The sequence below is a fragment of the Leifsonia sp. 71-9 genome (genome assembly GCF_001898805.1).
Taxonomy (GTDB): Bacteria; Actinomycetota; Actinomycetes; order Actinomycetales; family Microbacteriaceae; genus Leifsonia.
This window is the reverse complement of record NZ_MKVJ01000019.1, coordinates 72,996-93,245: the sequence shown is the minus strand read 5'-3', so window position 1 is coordinate 93,245 and position 20,250 is coordinate 72,996. Positions and strand designations below refer to the sequence as shown.

Sequence of the window (20,250 nt, the reverse complement as noted above, 5' to 3'; positions counted from 1 at the left end):
ACGCTAGCCTGGAACGCATGGCGGTATGGGATGACCTGACGGGGCAGGACGACGCCATCGCCGTCGTCCGCGCCGCCGCCGAGGGCGCCGACGCCCGCAGCATGACCCACTCCTGGCTCATTACCGGGCCGCCCGGATCGGGGCGCTCCAACCTGGCGTACGCGTTCGCCACCGCCCTGCTCAGCCCGGGCACGCCGGACGGCGACCTCGCGGCCCGCCGTCAGGTGGAGGCGCGGACGCACCCCGACCTCGCGGTGCTCAGCACCGAACGCGTCATCATCTCCATCGACGAGGTGCGCACCCTGGTGTCGAGCTCCCAGTTCGCGCCGTCCGTCGGCCGGTACCGGGTGATGGTCATCGAGGACGCCGACCGCATGAGCGAGCGCACCTCCAACGTCCTGCTGAAGGCGCTGGAGGAGCCGCCCGAGCGGACGGTCTGGATCCTGTGCGCCCCCAGCGACGCGGATCTGCTTCCGACGATCCGCTCGCGCGTCCGGACCGTGCGGTTGAAGGTGCCCAGTGTGGCCGACGTCGCTGCGCTCATCGAGCGCCGCGACGGGGTGGATGCCGCGACGGCCGAACGCGCGGCGCGGCACGCCCAGAGCCACATCGGCATGGCGCACCGCCTCGCGACGAACGAGGAGGCTCGCCGCCGCCGCTCCGAGACCCTCACGCTGGCCCTCGGCATCCGCTCCGTCTCCGGCGCCGTCCTCGCCGCCGCCTCCCTGCTCGAGATCGCCGGCGCCGACGCGAAGGCGATCACCGAGGAGCGGGACGCGGAGGAGCGCGAGCACGCCCTGCGCTCGCTCGGCGTCGAGCCGGGAGGGACGGTGCCCCCGGCGCTGCGCGGCCAGCTGCGTCAGCTGGAGGAGGACCAGAAGCGACGGGCGACACGCAGCCTCCGCGACGGGATCGACCGCATCCTGGTCGACCTCCAATCCCTCTACCGCGACGTGATGATGCTGCAGCTCGGCAGCGCCAGCGAGCTGGTGAACCTCGAGCTGCTGGAGCGCCTGGAGGCTCTCAGCGCCCACACGACTCCCGCCGATACGCTCGCGGCGATGGACGCGGTCCAGACGGCCCGCGAACGGATCGACGGCAACGTCGCGCCGGCGCTCGCGCTGGAGGCGATGCTCACGACCATCCTTCGCGGCACCGCCGCGCGAAAGGGGACCGACCTGTGACCACCCGTTCGGCCCGTCCCGGCGCCCGGCGCCGCTCCCTGTGTCTGGCCTCCGTCGCCATCGCCGCGGTCGCGGCGCTCACCCTCTCCGGATGCGTGACCTGGTTCATCCCGCCGAAGACGGCCGCGACCTCCACGCCGGTGCAGGAGAACGTCTCGGCGGCCCTCAAGCCGTTCTACGACCAGGTGCTGACGTGGAGCGACTGCTCCGGCGGCATGCAGTGCACCACGGCCAAGGCGCCGCTGAAGTGGGACGACCCGTCGGCGGGCGGGATCGAGCTCGCCCTCATCCGGCAGAAGGCGAAGGGCACCAAGCAGGGCTCTCTGCTGGTCAACCCGGGCGGCCCTGGCGCCTCCGGCAACGACTTCGTGAAGGACAGCGTCGGCTACGCGACCGACAGCACCCTGCAGGACCACTTCGACGTCGTCGGCTTCGACCCCCGCGGCGTCGGGCGCTCCACGGCGGTGACGTGCTACGACGCGAAGCAGATGGACGGCTACCTCTACGACATCACGCCCGGCGTGCGCGGATCGGACGAGTGGATCGCGGCCAATACCGCGTCCTCGACGGACTTCGGCGCCGCGTGCGCCAAGAACACCGGATCGCTCCTCGACGAGGTCGACACCGTGAGCGCGGCCCGCGACCTCGACCTCCTCCGCGCCGTCCTCGGCGACACGAAGCTCAACTACCTCGGCTACTCCTACGGCACCTATCTCGGCGCGGTCTACGCCGACCTCTACCCGGGCAAGACCGGCCGGCTGGTGCTCGACGGCGCCCTCGACCCCGCGGCCAGCAACTTCGACGTGACGAAGGTGCAGGCGCAGGGCTTCGAGAGCGCCCTGCGGGCGTACCTCGCGGACTGCGTCACCCAGAAGGACTGCCCCTTCAACGGCACCGTGGACGACGGGATGAAGACCATCTCCGCCCTCCTGGCGTCCGTCGAGAAGAGCCCCATCCGCAACTCGGACGGCCGCGAGCTCGGCGCGAACACCCTGGTGACGGCGATCATCTACCCGCTGTACGACGCGAAGGCCTGGTCGTACCTCAGCCAGATGTTCGAGTCGGTCATGCGGGGGAGCGCCTCCGTCGCCTTCACCCTGGCCGACGCGTACAACAGCCGCGACAGCGACGGCACCTACTCGGACAACTCGACCGAGGCGTTCATGGCGATCAACTGCCTGGACTACTCGTACGACGCCGACCCCGCGACGATGCGCTCGCAGGCGGCCGAGCTCGCCAAGGACGCGCCCGTGATCGGGCCGTATATGGCGTACGGCGACATCGGCTGCGCCACCTGGCCGTACAAGACGACCGTGAAGCGCGGCCCGATCGCGGCGGCGGGCTCCGCGCCGATCCTCGTCGTCGGCACGACCAACGACCCCGCGACCCCCTACGTGTGGGCGAAGAACCTCGCGAGCGAGCTGCAGAACGGCCACCTCCTCACCTACAAGGGCGAAGGCCACACGGCGTACAACAAGTCGAACTCGTGCGTGAACACCACCGTCGACGACTTCCTGGTGAAGGGGACGCTGCCCTCCGCCGGCAAGACGTGCTGACCGTGTCCGCGGCGTCACACTCGCTCGATCGAGTGGTGCAATTTTGCAGAGGATGAAATAATCTGCGTGTGACTGTGGCACCTGACTCAGCGGTGGATCCCGAACTCGGCCTGCGCGAGCGGAAGCGGATCGCCACCCGGCGCGCCATCCAGCTCGCCGCGCTCACTCTGACCAGCGAGCGCGGGTTCGACCGGGTCACGATCGACGAGATCAGCCATGCCGCCAACGTCTCGCCGCGCACCTTCTTCAACTACTTCCCCTCCAAGGAGACGGCGATCATCGGCGAGCTCCCCGAGCTGCCGCACGAGGACGACGTCGAGCGGTTCATCGCCGCCGGACCCGAGGAGCCCATCCTTCACGGGATGAGCCTGCTCCTGATCGCCGCGATCGACGGCGGCGAGCTCGGCGAGCCCGACCCGGCCGCACCCGGTGAGACGGCGGCGAGCCTGCAGGAGATGCACACCCTCCGCCGCGCCCTCCTGAAGGACAACCCGGAGCTCTTCGCCCAGCGCATGGCGAGCATGCACAAGTTCGAGGACGCCCTCAGCGCCGTCGTGCAGCGCCGCCTCGCCCACGACGACCCGGCTCTCGCCGAGGACGCGGAGGCGCTGCACCAGCGCGCCCGCCTCGTCACCTACGTCGCGTTCGCCGGCATGCGCCACGCCTGGTCCTGCTGGGCCGACCACGGCGGCGTCGAGCCGCTCGCCGACCGCCTCCGCAGCTCCTTCGACCAGCTGCAGGCGCTCGGTTCGCAGGTTCACTGATCCGTCTGGCCGTCCCTTCCCGATGGTCGTGAACACCCCGCCGGATCGGGTAAGCTATCTGACTGTGCGCCGAGCGGAAGCCCGGCCCACGCCGCCCTAGCTCAGTCGGCAGAGCATCTCACTCGTAATGAGAAGGTCAAGGGTTCGATTCCCTTGGGCGGCTCCGAAGAGACACGAACGGCCCGCGGAGAACCGCGGGCCGTTCGTCGTTTTCCGGCTTCAGCCGATCGACTCCAGGTGGTTGCCGTCGTTGGTGACGAGGTAGCCGCCGGAGAACCGCCAGGACTCCCAGAGCCGGCGCGGACGGGTCCAGAGGACGTTCCCGGTCGCCATGTCGGTCGCGATCCCCGCCGAGGCGTCCTGGGGGTCGTACGTGTAGGAGTTGCGCGTGCCGAGGAGCTGGGTGAAGCCGTCGCCGCGTGTGTTCGCGACAGGGGCGCCTGTCGTGCGATCGAAGGAGCAGGTCTGACCACCGACGGAGGTCACGATCGCGTCACGCGCATCCTGGACAGTGCCGATGCCCCCCGTCGTCTGGGGACCGCAGCCCGTCGCCGTCGCGCTCCAGCGCGCGGTTCCCGTCGCCTGATCGTAGAGCGTGACGGTGTCGGCGCCGGTGACCACGAACAGCCCGGAGTCGGTCCCACCACGTGATCCAGCGGCCTGCGCGCCGGCCGTCGCGACGGCTTGCGCTATCGTCCCGGGCGGCGCGGCCGTCGTCCACACCTTCGCGCCGGTGGCGTCGAAGCCGGTGAGTTCCCGGGGAGCCCCGTCCAGGCCGCCGGTCTGCGTGACGTAGACCGACCCGAACGTGTCGACATTGTTGAGAGCGCTCGATTCGGTCACGGCGCCGCTGACGGAGTCCACCATGGCCGTGAAGGATCGCGAGTCCTGGCCGTACCCTCTGCCGTAGCTGATGGGGATGGCCGTCGCGCTGTCGACCGCGGGGAGGAAGTCGACGAGGTTGCCGTTGACGGTCGTCGACCACTTCGGATGCGCGGGATCTCGCGGGTCGATCCGGCGGAGCGACGGAGTCGACGACTCCGAGCCGTCGGCGCCGCGCTGCGCGTCGACGATGAGCAGGTCGCCCGACGCGTCGCCGACGGTCGTCGCATCGCGGGCGAGTGAGAACCGGGGGATGCCCGGATCGAAGGGAGCGACGGTCTGGCCGGTGGTGAGGTCGAGCACCTCGTGGGGGCCGTAACCGGGGTTGCCGTAGGCGATCACCGCGCGTCCCGAGGTGCCGAGGACCCGCAGCGTCGTCTGCAGGCTCAGCTGGTCGGGAGTGAAGGCCCACTCGCGGGTCCAGAGCTTCGTCCCGTGCTCGGTGTCGACGAGCGTGAGCGCGATGTCCTCGTCCGTATCGTAGATGCAGTCGGATCCCTCGTACTCCTTGGGCCGGATGCCGCTGAGATAGAGCGCACGCCCGTCGGAGAGGTCCCAGCTCGTGAGCATCGTGCACTCCGTGTTCGTACCGGCGAGGTCCAGGCTCCACGAGGGGGAGGCCGGGAGGCCGGACACATCGTGCGGCGCGATCGGAGTCGACTGGACGACCGGGCGCGTCGTCGGGGTGGGCGTCGGCGTAGGTGTGGGAGTGGGTGTCGGCGTCACGACGGGTGTCGGCGGTGCCGGAGCCGGCTCGGGGGCGCCGAAGTGGAGCACCCCGGACAGCGCGAGGGCGGCGGTCCCCCCGGCGAGAGCGAGCGCGACGCCCGTGAGGGTCGCGACCAGGGCGAACGTGGCCGGACGGCGGCGGATCGTGGTCGAGTCGACGGTGTCGATGAGCAGGGCGCGGATCTCCGCGCTGCGTGTGGGGTCGAAAGCGGATGACGTGGTCATTCTGCACCTCCTTCGAGGGCGGGGCGGCCGGCGGCGATCTCCGTCGCTGCGGGGTCGAGTCCGGCGAGGGTGAGGTCGCCCAGCCGGCGCTTGGCGCGGGACAGGCGTGATTTGACGGTGCCGATCGGCACCCGGAGCGTCGCGGCGACGTCGGCGAGCGGCATCTCCTCGAGGATGCAGAGCGTGATCACGTCCTGGTCGCGCGGAGGGAGGCCGGCGAACGCCGAGCGCACGGCCGCGTCCCTCCCGCGGTTGTCGAGGGCGTCGTCGACGTCCGGTGTGCTGTCCGGCTGCGGGGCGGGCTGCGAGAGCTTCGAGAGCGCATTGCGGTACCGGCGACTGCTGCGCGTGTGGTTGCGCACGGTGTAGTTCGTCGTGACGAGCAGCCACGCGATGATCGACCCGTCGACCATGCGCACCGCGTCCCGCCGGCGCCAGGCTTCGAGGAAGACCACGGCGGTCACGTCCTCGGCATCGTGCCGGGCCCCCAGCAGGCGCAGCGCCTGCCCGAAGACGCGATCGCGGTGCCGGTCGAAGAGCGAGGCGAACGACGCCGAGTCGCCCTCACGCGCTCTCGACCAGGCCGCGGCCTCGTCGAATCGTTCTGTGTCCATATCCCCTAATGTCCGGTCGCGAAGCGCGGTTCCATCTTCGTGCACGACCGGACGGGGAGGCGGTTCACCCCGCCAGCACGGCCTCCTCGGCGTGGTGGCACGACACGTCGCGGACCGGGATGCCGGGGCCGGACAGGGCGTGCAGCGGGGGGACGATCGTGCGGCATTCGTCGGTGGCCATCCAGCAGCGCGGGTTGAAGCGGCAGCCGGCGGGCGGGTCGACGGGCGACGGGGGTTCGCCGCCGAGGATGCGCCGCTGCGACAGCCGGCCGCGGCCCTCCCGGGTGGCGGTCGGGGTCGCCGACAGCAGGGCCTGCGTGTAGGGGTGGGAGGGGTGATCGTAGATCGCGTCGGTGTCGCCGATCTCGGCGATGCGGCCGAGATACATGACGGCGACGCGGTCGGCGATGTGGCGGACGACCGAGAGGTCGTGCGCGATGAAGACGATCGAGACGCCGAGGCGGCGGCGGATGTCGCCGAGGAGGTTGATGACCTGCGCCTGCACGGAGACGTCCAGGGCGGAGACGGGCTCGTCGCAGACGAGGACGTCGGGGTCGAGCGCGAGCGCCCGGGCGATGCCGATGCGCTGGCGCTGACCGCCGGAGAACTGGTGGGCGAATCGGCCGAGCATGTCCTCGCCCAGGCCGACGAGCTCCAGGAGCTCGACCGCGCGGGCGCGCCGGTCGGCCCGGTTCATGGCGTGGGCGGCCGCGATGGGCTCGGTGACGATGTCGAGCACGGTCATGCGCGGGTCGAGGGAGGCGTACGGGTCCTGGAAGATCATCTGCACGCCCTGGCGCAGGTGCTTGCGGTCGCTCAGCCGGCCGCGGCCGACGTCGCGGCCGCGGTAGGTGAGCGTGCCGTCGTCCGGGCGCTCCAGCCCGACGAGCATGCGGGCGAGAGTGGACTTGCCGCAGCCGGACTCGCCCACGATGCCGAGCACTTCGCCGGCGTGCAGCTCGAGGCTGACGCCGTCCACCGCGGAGACGGTGGCGGGGCGCAGGCGGGAGCCGGAGGCGAAGCGGCGGGCGAGACCGGAGGCGCCGAGCACGACCTCACGGGGGTCGTCCTCCGGGCGGGGGAGCACGGCGGCGGGGCGGGGGTCAGACGAGTTCACCGATGAGCTCCTCGGATCGGAGGCAGGCGGCGCGCCGGCCGATGGCGACCTCCACGAGGGGAGGCCGGGTGGTCGCGCAGGCGTCCACGGCGAGGTGGCAGCGCGGGTGGAACGAACAGCCCCGCGGCACCCGGGCCGGGCTGGGCGGGGAGCCGGGGATGGTGAGCAGGTCCGATCCGCGCTGGGCCGCCTGCGGCACGGAGCGCAGCAGGGCCTCGGTGTACGGGTGGGCGGGATGCGCGAAGACCGTATCGGCGCTGCCGCTCTCGACGATCCGCCCGGCGTACATGACGGAGACGTGGTCCGCGACCTCCATGACGACGCCGAGGTCGTGCGTGATGAGCAGGATGCCCATCCCGAGCTGGTCGCGCAGCGAGCCGAGCAGGTCGAGGATCTGCGCCTGCACGGTCACGTCGAGAGCGGTGGTCGGCTCGTCGGCGATCAGCAGCTCGGGGTCGAGGGCGATCGCCATGGCGATCAGGATGCGCTGCCGCATGCCGCCGGAGAACTGGTGCGGGTAGTCGTCGACGCGGCGGGAGGGGGCCGGGATGCCGACGAGGCCGAGCAGGTCGACCGCGCGGGCGCGGGCCTGCCGGCGACTGGCCCGGCGGTGCACGCGGAACAGTTCGCCGATCTGGTCGCCGATCGTCATCACGGGGTTGAGGGCGGAGAGGGCGTCCTGCAGCACCAGGGCGATGCGCTCGCCGCGGAGCCGCCGCCGGCCCTCCTCGTTCAGGGTGAGGAGGTCGACGTCGCCGAGCCGCAGCTCGTCGGCGGTGACGCGGGAGTACTCGTCGCCGAGTCCCATGATCGCGCGGGCGGTCACGGACTTGCCGGAGCCGGACTCGCCGAGCAGCGCGACGAACTCGCCGCGGCCGACGCTGATGTCCACCTCGCGCACGGCCGGGATGTCCGGGCCGGAGCCGGTGAACGCGACGGAGAGGTTGCGTACCCGCAACACCTCGTCGCCGGAAGGGTTCGTAGTGTCCACGCTGACATCCTTGCATGTGAGTGATTTCCGGAATGTTTCAATTGGGAAACAGATTTGCCGAATTTTCAAACACATGTTGACACAGATGCCGGATATCGGCGAGATTGTGTCGTACTGCGCCAGGTGCGCACCGCGACCACCACCTCACCAGGAACGAAGGAGAAAGCGTGCTCGACCCCTCCCCGCGCTACACCGGCTACACGGCCTACGACTACCTCGAGGCCGGCAAGGACTACCGGGAGTTCCGCTACGCCCAGCAGATCGGCCGCGTGCCCGCCTACGCCGGACTCGGCCTCAGCGACGCCCAGGCGGAGCGCACCACGCGCCTGCTGACCGAGTCCACCGTCATCTCGCTGCACGACCACGTGCAGGTCTTCCCCGAGGACATGACCCAGCTCCGCGACCACATCCGCCAGGGCCGCGAACCAACCGGCTACGAGGGGCTCAGCCGCTCGGGCATCACGGCCGTCTTCGACAACGGGATGGACGGCACCTGCTGCATCTCGAGCGACGCGGGCTGGAAGTACCAGGACGTGCTCTTCGACCTCGGCGTGCGCATGGCGGACCTCGCGCACCAGGACTTCGTCATCAAGGGCGAGACGATCAAGGACATCGAGTACGCGGCCGCGACCGGCCGCATCGCGCACGTCTTCGCACTCGAGGCCTCCACGATGATCGAGAACGAGGTCGACCGGCTCGACGTGCTCTACGGCTTCGGCGTGCGCCAGATGGGCATCGCCTACTCGGAGGCGAACACCCTCGGTTCCGGGCTCAAGGAGCGCGGCGACGGCGGCCTCACCTACTTCGGCGAGCGCGCGGTCGAGCGGATGAACAAGCTCGGAATCGCGATCGACGTCTCGCACTCGGGCGACCGCACGGCCGTGGACGCGATCAAGGCCTCCACCAAGCCGACCTTCATCACCCACGCGGGCGCCCGCGGCCTCTGGCCGACGAACCGCATGAAGACGGACGAGACGATCATCGAGTGCGCGAAGCGCGGCGGTGTGATCGGCATCGAGGCGGCGCCGCACACCACGCTGTCCCCGGCGCACCCGCGCCACTCGCTGGAGTCGGTGATGGACCACTTCCAGTACTGCGTCGACCTGGTCGGTCTCGAGCACGTCAGCTTCGGCCCCGACACGCTCTTCGGCGACCACGTCGGCCTGCACGACGCCTTCTCGTCCAACCTGTCCCTCGGGCAGGCGCACGGGACGGTCGACTACGAGAAGGTCGAGTACGTCGACGGCCTCGAGAACCCGGCCGAGGAGTTCTACAACATCATCGGCTGGCTGGTGAAGCACGACTACTCCGACGACGAGATCCGCGCCGTCGTGGGTGGCAACACTCTGCGGGTCCTGAAGGAGGTGTGGGTCTGATGCGCCCACGGAAGATCGCACTCGCCGCTGCGGTGCTCGCCGCGTCGGCGCTCGCCCTGAGCGCCTGCGCCCCGAGCGCCCCGCCCGCCGCCTCCACGGCGACGGCCGGATCGCAGACGCTCTCGGTGGCCACCACCACCGACGTCGTGAACTACAACCCGCTCGTCGGCAACAGCCGCAGCGACTACTGGATCACCAACCTGATGTACCCGCACCTCCTGAGCATCGCGAACGACGGCTCGAAGGAGCCCCAGGTCGCGACCAAGTGGGGCTACGTGGACGACACCACCGGCTTCTACGACATCCGCGACGACCTGAAGTGGAGCGACGGCGAGCCGCTGACCGCCGAGGACGTGGCCTGGACGATGAACGCGGTCAAGAAGGACAAGCCCTCCGGCACCTTCTACGGCCAGCTCACCAACCTCGACACGGCGACGGCCGTCTCGAAGACCCGGGTCGAGTTCACCCTCACCAAGCCGGACTCGTCGATCGTCGAGGAGATCGGCTTCTGGGGCAACATCGTCCCGAAGCACGTCTTCGAGAAGGCGGAGTCGGTGGCGACGTTCCCGAACGACGGCAGCGACGGCGGCTGGGTCAGCGCCGGCCCGTACAAGCTGACCAAGGTGCAGATCGGGCAGAGCTACACGCTGGAGCGCGTGGAGGACTACCCGCTGGTCGAGGGCGGCACCCCGCTGTCCGCCTCGGTCGTCTACCGCGTGTTCCCGGACATCAACACCGAGATCCTGGCGCTGCAGAGCGGCGAGGTCGACGTGATCGCCAACGCCCTCCCGCCGGCGCAGGTCGCCAAGCTCAAGGCGACGAGCGGCATCGCCGTCGAGGAGGCCGTCGGCCTCGGCTACGCGCACATGACCTACAACATGAACAACGCGGACCTGGCCAAGGTCGAGGTGCGGCAGGCGCTCGCGCACGCCGTCGACTACGACGCCATCCGCAAGGTCGTGCTGCAGGGTCAGGCCGTCTCGACCGGCTCCAGCCCGCTGATGCCGGTGCTGAAGGACTACTACGACAAGTCGATCAAGGAGTACGCGTTCGACACCGACGAGTCGCGGACGCTGATGGAGAAGGCGGGCTACACCGCCGGCTCCGACGGCATGTTCCCGCTGAAGTTCCGCCTCATCTACTCGCTGCAGGACAGCGTCACCAGCCAGTGGGCGACCCTGGTGAAGGACAGCGCGGCGAAGGCGGGCATCGCGATCGAGCTGCAGGGCACGGAGCGCAACACGTACCTCGCGATGACCAACAAGGGCGACTTCGACATCTACGCCGGCAACTTCGCCATCATGGACGACCCGGTGACGAACATGACGCTGGCGTACCTGCCCGGCGGCGCCATCAACTACACCTACGTCGACGACGCGAAGCTCAACGACCTGATCGCCCAGGGCACCGCGACGACCGACAAGGACGACAAGGTGAAGCTGATGCGCGAGGCCGCGAAGATCGTGCGGGACAACGTGTACGACAACATCATGTACACGCAGAACCTGTACTTCGCCCACAGCTCGAAGTGGACCGGGTTCGTCTCGAAGCCCAGCGAGCTGCTCTCCATCGTCAACCCGGTGTCGCTGGCCAGCGCGCACCCGGCCGGCAAGTAACCGAAAGCAGGGAGACCCGCGTGTCCCGGTTCCTGTTCCTCCTCCCACGGCTCGGCCGGGGTCTGCTCACGATCTGGTTCGCCGTGACCGTGACGTTCCTCCTGCTGCGCCTGCTGCCCGGAGATCCGGCGCTGGCCGTCGCCAGCCCGAACATGACCGAGGATGCGCGGGCCGCCCTGCTTCAGCAGTACGGCCTCGACCAGCCGATGATCGTGCAGTACGGCATCTACCTGTGGCAGCTCGTCCAGGGCAACCTCGGGGTGTCGTTCACGCAGTCCATCCCGGTGCTGGATGTGCTGATGCAGCGCCTGCCCTGGACGCTGCTGCTCACCGGCACGGCGCTCGTGGCCACGGTGGTCGTCGGCATCCCGCTCGGGGTGCTGGCGGCCTCCCACCGCGGGCGGTTCCTGGACCGGCTGGTGCAGATCGTGGGCGTGACCGGCCAGTCCATCTTCGTCCCGAGCATCGGCGTTCTGCTGCTCTTCGTCTTCGGGCTCATGCTCGGCTGGCTGCCGATCGGCGGGGCGTACGATCAGGACGCCTACGGGCTCGCCTGGTACGGGAGCGTGGCGACGCACCTCATCCTGCCGGCGCTCTCGCTCATGCTCGTGCAGCTCGGCTCGTACGTGCTCACGATGCGCTCGACGCTCATCGACGCGCTGGGGGAGGACTACACGACGCTGGCCCGGGCGAACGGACTGCCCTACCGCCGGGTGCTCTGGAAGCACGCCCTGCGCAACGCGCTGCTGCCGACCACCACGCTCATCGGCCTGCAGCTGGGCTTCCTCGTCGGCGGGGCGGTGCTCACCGAGACCGTGTTCGCCTACCCCGGCATCGGGCGCGGCATCTACGAGGCCGTCACCCAGCTCGACTTCCCCGTCCTCCAGGGCGCGTTCCTGATGCTCGCGATCACGGTCGTGGTCGCGAACATGATCACGGACACCGTCTACGGTTTCCTCGACCCGAGAGTGAAGAAGGCATGACGACCGACGCGACCGTCCAGAACGCGGCGACCGTCACCGAGGAGGCCGTCGGGCTCGAACCCGTCGCCCTCGGCAACGGCCGCGCGAGCGCCCAGACCTGGAAGGCCTTCCGCCGGGAGCCGCTCGGGATGCTGGCGCTCGGCGTGCTCATCCTGCTCACCATCGTCGCGATCGGCGCCCCGCTGATCGCCCCCTATCCGCCGAGCTACGGCGACCCCGTGCTCGCGGCCCCGAGCTTCGCGCACTGGTTCGGCACGGACAGCCTCGGCCGCGACGTGTTCGGCGAGGTGGTCTGGGGCTCGCAGCAGAGCATCCTGGTGGCCGTCGCCGCCTCGGCCATCGCCATCGTCGTCGGGACGCTGATCGCCGTGGTCGGCGCGTACTTCCAGCGGCTGGACGGGTTCATCAGTGTGCTGGTCGACCTCACGCTGTCGCTCCCGGTGCTGCCGCTGATGATCCTCATCGCCGCCCTGGTCGGCCCGAGCACCGGCACGATCATCCTCGTGGTCGCCGCGTTCTCGTGGCCGGAGGTCACGCGGCTGGTGCGCTCGCAGGCTCTCACGGTGGTGCGCCTGCCGTACGTCGACGCCGCGCGGCTCATGACGACCTCCCCGCTGTGGATCATCGTCCGGCACGTCGTCCCGGCCGTCACGCCCGTCATCGTCGTCTCGGTCGTGGTCACGGCCTCGCGTGCCGTCCTGTCGGCCGCCGGGCTCGCCTTCCTCGGCCTCGGCGACCCGAACGTGTGGTCGTGGGGCCGCATCCTCTACGAGGCCCAGCAGTCGGGCGCGATGTCGAGCGCCTGGTGGCTGACCCTGTTCCCCTCCATCGCCATCCTGCTGCTCGTGCTCTCCGCGACGCTGCTGTCGATCGCGTACAACGACGCCCGCAACCCGCGGTCGCGTCGCCGCTGACCGCCGCACCGACCAGACGATCCGAAGGAGGACCGTGTTCACCACCCGCCTGAGCGCCGACGCGCTCGACCGGCTGCAGGAGCGCGTGCGCGAGCGCATGCGCTCCGCCGGACTCGACGCGCTGCTGACCGACGCGCCCGAGGACGTCGCGTACCTCACCGGCTTCTTCCACCACCCCTGCGAGCGGCCGGTCGCCGTGTGGCTCGGCGCCGACGGCGGTGCCGTGCTGCTCGTCCCCGAGCTGGAGCGCGAGAACGCCGAGCGACAGGAGGCGCGCGCCGAGATCGTCTCGTACGCCGAGTTCCCGGGCGTCGTGCCTCCGTTCCGCGCCCTCGCCTCCCGGGTGGGCCGCGCGGGCCGGGTCGGCTACTCGACCGGCATGACCTGGGAGCGCCAGCACGCCGCCTTCGCCGAACTGACCGTGGCGGAGGCCCTCCCCACCCCGATCGTGACCGTCGCCCGCTACCTCAAGCTTCCCGAGGAGGTCGCGCTGCATGCGGAGGCAGCGCGGATCACCGACCTGATGCTGGAGGCGGGCGTCGCCCTGGTGCGCGAGAGCATCACGGCGGGCGCGACCCTGCCGACGGAGGCCGAGCTGGCCTCGCACGTCGGCGGGGTCGGCGTCTCCACGATGTACGAGGAGCACGACGACGTGATCGTCGTCTCACCGCTCGCGGGCGGTCTGGTCTACGCGGGCGCCAACTCCGCCTATCCGCACGGCCTGCCCTCCGGATACCGGCTGCAGCGGGGCGACACCTTCATGCTCTCCCTCGGCTGCGCCGTCGGCGGCCGCTTCGTCGAGGGCGAGCGCACCTTCGTGCTCGGCGAGCCGAGCGCCGAGCAGCGCCGCTACCACGACGCCGTCCGGCTCGCGCAGGAGGTCGGCGGCCGCGCCATCCGCCCGGGTCGCGCGTGCCGCGACGCCAACCGCGACTGCCTCGACGTGATCCGCGACGCCGGGCTCGGCGACTACCTGCGCCACCGGCAGGGTCACGGCATCGGCCTCGGGATGCACGAGCCGCCGTGGCTCGAGGACGGGGACGAGACGCCGCTCGAGGCGGGGATGATCGTCTCGAACGAGCCGGGGATCTACCTCCCCGGCCACGCCGGCTACCGCATCTCGGACAGCATGCTGGTGACGCCGGACGGCGCCCGCCCGCTCACCGCGTTCCCCCGCGATCTCGATTCCTGCACCATCGCACTCTGAAGAAAGGACCCACCGTGACCGGAAACCAGGACGTCTCCCCGGAGTTCGCCGCCGCGACCACCACCGCCGAGTTCGTGGAGATCAACGGCAACCGCCTCGCCGTGGAGGTGCTCGGCCCGGAGGGCGCGCCGGTCATCATCACGCATCACGGGGCCCCCGGCCTCGGTTCGCGCGCCGAGCCGCGCGCCAGCTTCGGGCGGCTCGCCGACGACTACCGCGTCGTCGTCTTCGACGCGCGCGGGTCGGGCGAGAGCGAGGGAGCGGGGGAGTTCAGCCACGAGCAGTGGGCGGCCGACATCGACGGCCTGCGCGAGTGGATCGGCGCCGAGCAGATCATCATGGCCGGCGGCTCCTACGGCGGGTTCATGTCGATGGAATACGCCATCCGGTACCCGGACCGCGTGCGCGCGCTCGTCCTCCGCGACACCGCGCCGGACAACACCCACTCGGAGCTGTCCCGCGCCAACGCGCTCGCCTCCGACCGCGTCACGGTCGACATGGAGAAGTTCGACCGCATCGACGAGGGCCGGGTACGCGACGACGACGACCTGCGCGACTGCTGGCGCGAGATCCTCCCGCTGTACGACTTCGTCTACGACCCGGAGGCCGTCGAGCGCAAGGTCGCCGCCACCCCCTACCGCTACGAGGCGCACAACTACGCGTTCTCCCAGAACCTGCCGAACTATGATCTGAAGGGGGCTCTCCCCGGGATCAGCGCGCCGACCCTGGTCACGGTGGGCCGCACGGACTGGATCACCCCGGTCTCGTGCAGCGAGACGATCGTCTCGCTCATCCCGGGCGCGCGTCTGGCGATCTTCGAGAAATCGGGGCACTCGCCGCAGATCGAGGAGGCGGAGGAATGGACGGCCACCGTACGCGGCTTCCTGCACCAGGTCGCGCCGCCCCGGTCGGGCACGGCCGCGTGAAGGCGCTCGACACCCTCGACGAACTCGACCGCAAGATCATCGTCGCCCTGCAGCACGACGGGCGCGCCAGCTGGACCGCGATCGCCGACATGGTCGGCAGCTCGACCGCGACGGTCGCTCGCCGCGGTCAGCAGCTGGTCGCCGACGGCGTGGTGCGCATCGCGATCGTCCCCGCTCTCGGCAGCTCCGGGCAGGTGGACTCGTTCCTCGTGCGCCTGAACTGCCGGCCGGGCACGCAGCTGGAGGTGGCGGCCGCCCTCGTCGCGCACGAGGACGTCCGGTTCCTCACCCTCGTGACCGGCCAGTACGACATCATGGCCGAGGTCGTGGTGACGGGAGGCGCCGCGCACTACCCGAAGCTCATCCAGTCGCTGCAGTCGATCGCCGGCATCAAGCGCTGGCGCAGCGACATCATCATGCACGTCTACAAGGTGCGGCACGACTGGAGCAGGCAGCTCTACGCCGAGACCATGAAGCTGCCTGCCGAGGCGGAGAAGACCTCCCTCATCGACCCGGAGTACTGCGAGCCCGCGCACTTCGACGACGCCGACCGCCGCATCCTCACCGAGCTGCGCGAGGACGGCCGGGTGACCTTCCAGGCGATCGGCGACAAGACGGGGATGAACGAGTCGAGCGTGCGGCGCCGGTTCGACCGCCTCCGCGCGAAGGGCTGCGTCGACATCCTGACGCTCGTCCCCGCGGCCGCGCTCGGGATGGGCGCGGAGACGCTGCTCCTCGTCCGGGTGGCCCCCGCGCGGCTGGAGGCCGTGGCCAACGCGCTGTCGGAGTACCCGGCCGTGCGCTACCTGGCCGCGATCCTGGACGACAACTCGCTCTTCTGCGAGCTGATCACCCCATCGGTCGCCGAGCTCAACGACTTCATCTCCCACACCCTGTCGGCGCTGGAGGGCGTCGAGGGCTGGACCGGCGCGATGGAGCTGCTGTACCTCAAGCGCGGTTTCGTGGAGACGCCGTGGTGGCGCACGCAGGTCGGGGTCGGCGCGCTCGACGGCTGACGCGACAGCGGCTCCCCGGGACGTTCGCGTGCCGTCGCGCGGCCGCATTCGTCCCGGGGAGCCGCCGTCGCTCCGCGGCCGCTCAGCCGATCGACGCGATCCGGTTGCCGTGGAGGCGGACGAGGTAGCCGCCGGCGAAGTCCCAGTACTCCCTGCTGTCCAGGTCGACGGTCCAGAGGACGCGGCCGGTCGCTCGGTCGTAGGCGGTTCCCACGCGGGTCTCCCAGGAGGTCGCGTAGGTGTTCTTCGGCCCGAGCGAGTCGAGCGGCGACGCCGGGACGCCGAGGTCGGGGAGCGCCTTCCCCGTGGTGCGGTCGATGGCGCATCCGGTCGAGTCGCCGAGCTGGAGGGTGAACGCGTTCCGCGCCGTGTCGGCGAGGGCGGAGACGACGCCGCGGCCGATCGACGCGCTGCACGCCCCGGGGGCGGAGGTCCAGACCGTGTCGCCCGACAGCTGGTCGATGACCGTCACGCCCGCCGCATCGGCGATCGCGAACTGGCCCGCCTGCGCGAGGTCCGTCTGCCCGGCTCCCGCGGGGCTCGCCACGGTGCTGACGGGGACCAGGGCTGCGCCCGGGGCGACGTGCCGCGTCCACACCGCCGTCCCGGATCCGTCGAGCGCGGTCACGTCGGACGAGCCGTTCGCCGCGCCCGCCGCCCAGAGGGTGACGAGGCTCGACGTCAGCCTGTAGTCGGTGAACTCCGGGTGCCGGGTGAAGGCGCCCGACGCGAGATCGATCGTCCCGAACACCTGGGTGTTCGGGTCGTTCGCCAGGTAGTAGTACGCCGGAAGGACCGATGCGTCGCTGGTCCCCGGCGCGACGACCGGGCCGGTGCCGTCGACGGGAGTGGTCCACCGCGGGGCGGACGCGTCCATCGGGTCGACCCGCGAGATCGTGCCGGGAGTCCCGCGGGTCGGATCGCTGGACACCACGAGATCGCCGGAGTCGTCCGGCACCGCCACGCCGTAGAGCAGTGCACGGGCGTCGTAGGTGGCCAGGGTCTGCCCGGTGTTCAGGTCGATCACGTCGTGGGCGCCCGATGTGCCGTCGGTGGAGGTGAACATCGCGCGTCCGGACGTGCCGAGGAGCTGGAAGCGCGTACCCGCGAAGCCGCCGTCGCGATCGGACGTGTAGCTCCACTCCCGCTTCCAGAGGACCTCGCCGTCGGTCGTGTCGACCATGGTCAGGCCGACGCGCTCGTCCGTGTTCTCGGTGCACGCACCGCCGCCCTCGTACTCCTTGGGCCGGGCGCCGGAGACGAACACGCTGAGGCCGTCGGCCACGCTGTACGCCTGCGGATTCATCCGGCAGCCGTCGTCGATGCCCGGGAGGTCGATGGACCACCTCGTCCGGTCGGCGAGCGTGTCCACGTCGTGCCGGGCGATCGGCCCGGACTGCACCCGGATGCGCGGGGCCGTCGGCGTGGTGGTCGGCGTCGGCGTCGGCGTGATGCTCGGCGTGGGTGTGATCGGCACGGGGACGGGGTCCGGCGCGCCGAAGTGCAGGGCGCCCGTGAGGGCGAGGGCGGCGGTTCCGCCGGCGAGGAGCACGGCGGCGCCGACGAGTCCGCCGAGGAGGGCGAACCGTGTGCGCGAGGGACGCGCGGGAGCGGTGGCGACGGTCTCGTGGAGGATGTCGCGGAGGGCGGCGCTGCGCGCCGGGTCGAAGACGGGGCCGGTGGTGGTCATTCTGCACCTCCTTCGAAGGCGGGGTGGACCGTGTCGGGGATGAGCGCGAGGTCGCCGAGGCGGCGCTTGGCGCGGGAGAGCCGGGACTTGACGGTCCCGACGGGGACGCCGAGCGTGCGTGCGGCGTCGGCGAGCGGGAGCTCCTCCAGCACGCAGAGCGTGATGACGTTCTGGTCGGCGGTGGAGAGGGTGCTGAACGCATCGCGGACGCGACGGTCGCGCTCCTGGTTGTCGAGGTCGTCGGCGACGTCGTCGGCATGGTCGGGCTGGTGCGCGGGTTCGGGCATCCGGGCGAGCGCCTCGCGGTGGCGGCGCTTGCTGCGTTCGAGGTTGTGGACGGTGTTGTTCGCCGTGACCAGCAGCCACGCGATGATCGAACCGTCCACCACCCGCACGGCGTCGCGGCGGCGCCAGGCCTCCAGGAAGACCATGGCGGTGACGTCCTCGGCATCGTGCGGCTGCCGCACCAGGCGCAGCGCGTGGCCGAAGACGCGGTCGCGATGCGCGTCGAAGAGCGACGTGAACGCGTCCGGATCCCCGTCCCGCGCCCGGGACCAGGCGTCGGCCTCGTCCGTTCCAGCGTTGTTCATATCCTCTAGTGTCCGATCGGCGGAAAAGGTTCCATCCGAGCGTCCGGACCCCTGGGATCAGGCTAAGCGAGGTCTCCTCCCGCCGAGCGAGCACCCTCCACCCGTGGCCCCCTGACGGGTGACGCTCCCAGAAAATGCAGGTAGCATACCCGGATGCACGAATCGGACCAGCCCGACTCCGGTCTGCCGAACGGCACCGAGTCAGACCCGTCGATCCCGTCGACCACCCCCGCCCCCTCCCTCGATCAGGATGCCGCAGCGCCCGACGCCGGCGTCCCCGCCGACGCGCCCGCGACCCGTTCCGAGCGACGCTCGGCCGAGCGCGAAGCCGCCGCGACGACGGGGTCGACTCCCGCGGGGAGCCCGCGCACCGGCGTCGCGGCGGGTCTCGCGGGCGTGACCGCCGGCATCATGACGGCCATCCGCAAGCACCCCCGCACCTGGATCGTCGCCGGCGGAGCCGCCGCCATGATCGTGCTCGGCACCGGCAGCGTCGCCCTCGGCGCGACCGTCGGCTCGCCGGCGTCCGCGGCCGTGGCGCCGAGCCCGAGCGCGTCGGCCACGAAGACGCCGACCCCTACCCCGACCGCCACGGTCGACCCGGCACGGCCCGTCCCCGCCGCGCAGCCGGCTGCGAGCCGCATCCGCACGTGTTCGGTCGCCGGCCTTGCGCAGGACGGCCGCCTCGGCAACCTCGAGGCCCAGGTCGTGAACGCCAAGACGGGCGAGGTGCTGTTCGACCGCAACGGCGGCACCCCCGGTCCGACCGCTTCGGTCATGAAGACCGTGACCTCCGCCGCGGCCCTCGCGACCCTCGGCCCCGACTACCGGGTCTCGACGACGGTCGTGGCCGGCAGCACTCCCGGCCAGATCGTGGTGGTCGGCGGCGGCGACGTGACGCTGTCACGGCTGCCCGGCGGCCAGGGCGCGTTCTACACCGGCGCCCCGTCCATCCAGGATCTGGCGAACCAGGCCAAGCAGGCGATGGGCGGGCAGCCGATCACCTCCATCGTCGTCGACACCTCCCTCTTCGGCGGCCCGGTGTGGCAGCCCAGCTGGGACGAGAACGAGGAGCGCGTCGTCGAGGGGTCGACCCCGTACATGACCGCCCTGATGGTCGACGGCGACCGCGACAACCCGGGCGCCGTCGAGTCCCCGCGCAGCACCGACCCGGTCGGCCGCGCGATGCAGTACTTCCAGCAGTACCTCGGCACGAGCGTCCCGGTGACCGAGGGCACCGCGCCCGCCGGCGCCCGCCAGCTCGCGGCCGTGCAGTCGCAGCCGGTGACGACGCTCATCCAGCAGGCGATGAAGTACTCCGACAACACGATCATGGAGGAGCTCGCCCGCCTCGTGTCGATCAAGAACGGCGCCGGCAACACCTTCGACGCCGAGAACGCCGGCGTGCTCGCCGGGCTGAAGGGCTACGGGATCGACACCGCCGGCCTCCACATCGCCGACGGTTCGGGGCTCAGCGCGAACAACGCCGTGCCCCCGTCGTACATGACCCGGCTCTTCATCAAGGTGCTCAACCGCGAGAACGGCCTCGGCGTGATCTACGACGGCCTGCCGGTCTCCGGCCAGTCCGGCACGCTCGGCCCGGGATACAACCGGTTCACCGGAGCCAACTCCGCCGCCCAGGGCGCGGTGCACGCCAAGACCGGCTGGATCGACAACGGCTACACGCTCTCCGGCATCATCGACTCCGCCGACGGCACCCCGCTCACCTTCGCCGTGTACGCTCTCGGCAACGTGGGCGACAATGCCAAGCAGGCGATCGACACCCTCGTCACCGGCGTGTACAAGTGCGGCGACAACCTGTCGAACACCTGATCGGCCATTCCGAACCCTGACCAGCCGAGGGAGGCCC

The 20,250-nt window shown here is 70.8% G+C and carries 17 protein-coding genes and 1 tRNA gene; 12 read left to right on the top strand and 6 right to left on the bottom strand.

Annotation, left to right across the window (positions count from 1 at the left end; genetic code table 11):
• Window positions 1-17 precede the first annotated feature (17 nt).
• The 4 genes from BGO91_RS14490 (at window position 18) to BGO91_RS14475 (ending at window position 3,667) form a co-directional block, all read left to right on the top strand.
• A complete protein-coding gene (locus BGO91_RS14490) occupies window positions 18-1,184 on the top strand; it encodes a DNA polymerase III subunit delta' (protein ID WP_290473443.1) in 1,167 nt (388 codons plus the stop codon).
• Window positions 1,181-2,740 (top strand): alpha/beta hydrolase, encoded by a 1,560-nt coding sequence (locus BGO91_RS14485; RefSeq protein ID WP_290473442.1) that lies wholly within the window; start codon window positions 1,181-1,183, stop codon window positions 2,738-2,740. Before BGO91_RS14490 ends, BGO91_RS14485 begins: the two co-directional genes overlap by 4 nt.
• A gap of 68 nt (window positions 2,741-2,808) precedes the next feature.
• Window positions 2,809-3,504 carry a TetR family transcriptional regulator gene (locus BGO91_RS14480; RefSeq protein WP_290473441.1) on the top strand — a complete coding sequence of 232 codons (696 nt, stop codon included), beginning with the start codon at window positions 2,809-2,811 and terminating at the stop codon, window positions 3,502-3,504.
• 90 nt (window positions 3,505-3,594) lie between these two features.
• Window positions 3,595-3,667 (top strand) — tRNA-Thr (locus BGO91_RS14475).
• A 56-nt stretch (window positions 3,668-3,723) separates the two neighbouring features.
• On the opposite strand, the gene BGO91_RS14470 is transcribed toward BGO91_RS14475, so the two are convergent.
• From BGO91_RS14470 to BGO91_RS14455, 4 genes are all read right to left on the bottom strand, one after another.
• Window positions 3,724-5,340, bottom strand: a complete 1,617-nt coding sequence (locus BGO91_RS14470) for a PQQ-binding-like beta-propeller repeat protein (RefSeq protein ID WP_290473440.1) — start codon at window positions 5,338-5,340, stop codon at window positions 3,724-3,726.
• On the bottom strand, window positions 5,337-5,954 hold the full coding sequence (locus tag BGO91_RS14465) for a sigma-70 family RNA polymerase sigma factor (protein ID WP_290473439.1): 618 nt from the start codon (window positions 5,952-5,954) through the stop codon (window positions 5,337-5,339). The genes BGO91_RS14470 and BGO91_RS14465 overlap by 4 nt, the downstream gene beginning before the upstream one ends.
• Window positions 5,955-6,018: 64 nt before the next feature.
• On the bottom strand, window positions 6,019-7,071 hold the full coding sequence (locus BGO91_RS14460; protein WP_290473438.1) for an oligopeptide/dipeptide ABC transporter ATP-binding protein: 1,053 nt from the start codon (window positions 7,069-7,071) through the stop codon (window positions 6,019-6,021).
• Window positions 7,058-8,062, bottom strand: coding sequence for an ABC transporter ATP-binding protein (locus BGO91_RS14455; RefSeq protein WP_290473437.1), 1,005 nt, complete (start codon window positions 8,060-8,062; stop codon window positions 7,058-7,060). The genes BGO91_RS14460 and BGO91_RS14455 overlap by 14 nt, the downstream gene beginning before the upstream one ends.
• A gap of 167 nt (window positions 8,063-8,229) precedes the next feature.
• Between BGO91_RS14455 and BGO91_RS14450 the strand changes: the two genes are divergently transcribed.
• Genes BGO91_RS14450 through BGO91_RS14420 form a run of 7 tightly spaced genes read left to right on the top strand, consistent with a single transcriptional unit; the run spans window position 8,230 to window position 16,100 of the window.
• Window positions 8,230-9,438: a membrane dipeptidase gene (locus BGO91_RS14450; protein ID WP_290473436.1), complete on the top strand. Its 1,209-nt coding sequence runs from the start codon at window positions 8,230-8,232 to the stop codon at window positions 9,436-9,438.
• The gene (locus tag BGO91_RS14445; protein WP_290473435.1) at window positions 9,438-11,054 is read left to right on the top strand and encodes an ABC transporter substrate-binding protein; all 1,617 of its coding nucleotides are present in this window, start codon (window positions 9,438-9,440) and stop codon (window positions 11,052-11,054) included. Before BGO91_RS14450 ends, BGO91_RS14445 begins: the two co-directional genes overlap by 1 nt.
• Before the next feature lie 20 nt (window positions 11,055-11,074).
• Entirely contained in the window at window positions 11,075-12,037 is a 963-nt protein-coding gene (locus BGO91_RS14440; protein ID WP_021759300.1) for an ABC transporter permease, read from the top strand.
• Window positions 12,034-12,951, top strand: coding sequence for an ABC transporter permease (locus BGO91_RS14435; protein WP_290473434.1), 918 nt, complete (start codon window positions 12,034-12,036; stop codon window positions 12,949-12,951). The genes BGO91_RS14440 and BGO91_RS14435 overlap by 4 nt, the downstream gene beginning before the upstream one ends.
• Window positions 12,952-12,985: 34 nt before the next feature.
• Window positions 12,986-14,158 (top strand): Xaa-Pro peptidase family protein, encoded by a 1,173-nt coding sequence (locus tag BGO91_RS14430; protein WP_290473433.1) that lies wholly within the window; start codon window positions 12,986-12,988, stop codon window positions 14,156-14,158.
• Between the two features lie 14 nt (window positions 14,159-14,172).
• Window positions 14,173-15,084 (top strand): alpha/beta hydrolase, encoded by a 912-nt coding sequence (locus BGO91_RS14425; protein WP_290473432.1) that lies wholly within the window; start codon window positions 14,173-14,175, stop codon window positions 15,082-15,084.
• Window positions 15,018-16,100, top strand: coding sequence for an Lrp/AsnC family transcriptional regulator (locus BGO91_RS14420; RefSeq protein WP_290473431.1), 1,083 nt, complete (start codon window positions 15,018-15,020; stop codon window positions 16,098-16,100). The genes BGO91_RS14425 and BGO91_RS14420 overlap by 67 nt, the downstream gene beginning before the upstream one ends.
• 82 nt (window positions 16,101-16,182) lie before the next feature.
• Here BGO91_RS14420 and BGO91_RS14415 read toward each other — a convergent pair whose 3' ends face one another.
• A complete protein-coding gene (locus BGO91_RS14415; RefSeq protein WP_290473430.1) occupies window positions 16,183-17,790 on the bottom strand; it encodes a hypothetical protein in 1,608 nt (535 codons plus the stop codon).
• Window positions 17,787-18,380 (bottom strand): sigma-70 family RNA polymerase sigma factor, encoded by a 594-nt coding sequence (locus BGO91_RS14410; RefSeq protein WP_290473429.1) that lies wholly within the window; start codon window positions 18,378-18,380, stop codon window positions 17,787-17,789. The genes BGO91_RS14415 and BGO91_RS14410 overlap by 4 nt, the downstream gene beginning before the upstream one ends.
• Before the next feature lie 153 nt (window positions 18,381-18,533).
• Here BGO91_RS14410 and BGO91_RS14405 point away from each other — a divergent pair, with 153 nt between their 5' ends.
• Window positions 18,534-20,213: a D-alanyl-D-alanine carboxypeptidase gene (locus BGO91_RS14405; RefSeq protein ID WP_290473428.1), complete on the top strand. Its 1,680-nt coding sequence runs from the start codon at window positions 18,534-18,536 to the stop codon at window positions 20,211-20,213.
• Window positions 20,214-20,250 lie beyond the last annotated feature (37 nt).

Coding starts and splice junctions, on each gene's coding strand:
- BGO91_RS14490 (WP_290473443.1), top strand. CDS start 18: ATGGCGGTATGGGATGACCTGACGGGGCAGGACGACGCCATCGCCGTC.
- BGO91_RS14470 (WP_290473440.1), bottom strand. CDS start 5,340: ATGACCACGTCATCCGCTTTCGACCCCACACGCAGCGCGGAGATCCGC.
- BGO91_RS14465 (WP_290473439.1), bottom strand. CDS start 5,954: ATGGACACAGAACGATTCGACGAGGCCGCGGCCTGGTCGAGAGCGCGT.
- BGO91_RS14445 (WP_290473435.1), top strand. CDS start 9,438: ATGCGCCCACGGAAGATCGCACTCGCCGCTGCGGTGCTCGCCGCGTCG.
- BGO91_RS14435 (WP_290473434.1), top strand. CDS start 12,034: ATGACGACCGACGCGACCGTCCAGAACGCGGCGACCGTCACCGAGGAG.
- BGO91_RS14420 (WP_290473431.1), top strand. CDS start 15,018: ATGGACGGCCACCGTACGCGGCTTCCTGCACCAGGTCGCGCCGCCCCG.
- BGO91_RS14415 (WP_290473430.1), bottom strand. CDS start 17,790: ATGACCACCACCGGCCCCGTCTTCGACCCGGCGCGCAGCGCCGCCCTC.
- BGO91_RS14410 (WP_290473429.1), bottom strand. CDS start 18,380: ATGAACAACGCTGGAACGGACGAGGCCGACGCCTGGTCCCGGGCGCGG.
- BGO91_RS14405 (WP_290473428.1), top strand. CDS start 18,534: ATGCACGAATCGGACCAGCCCGACTCCGGTCTGCCGAACGGCACCGAG.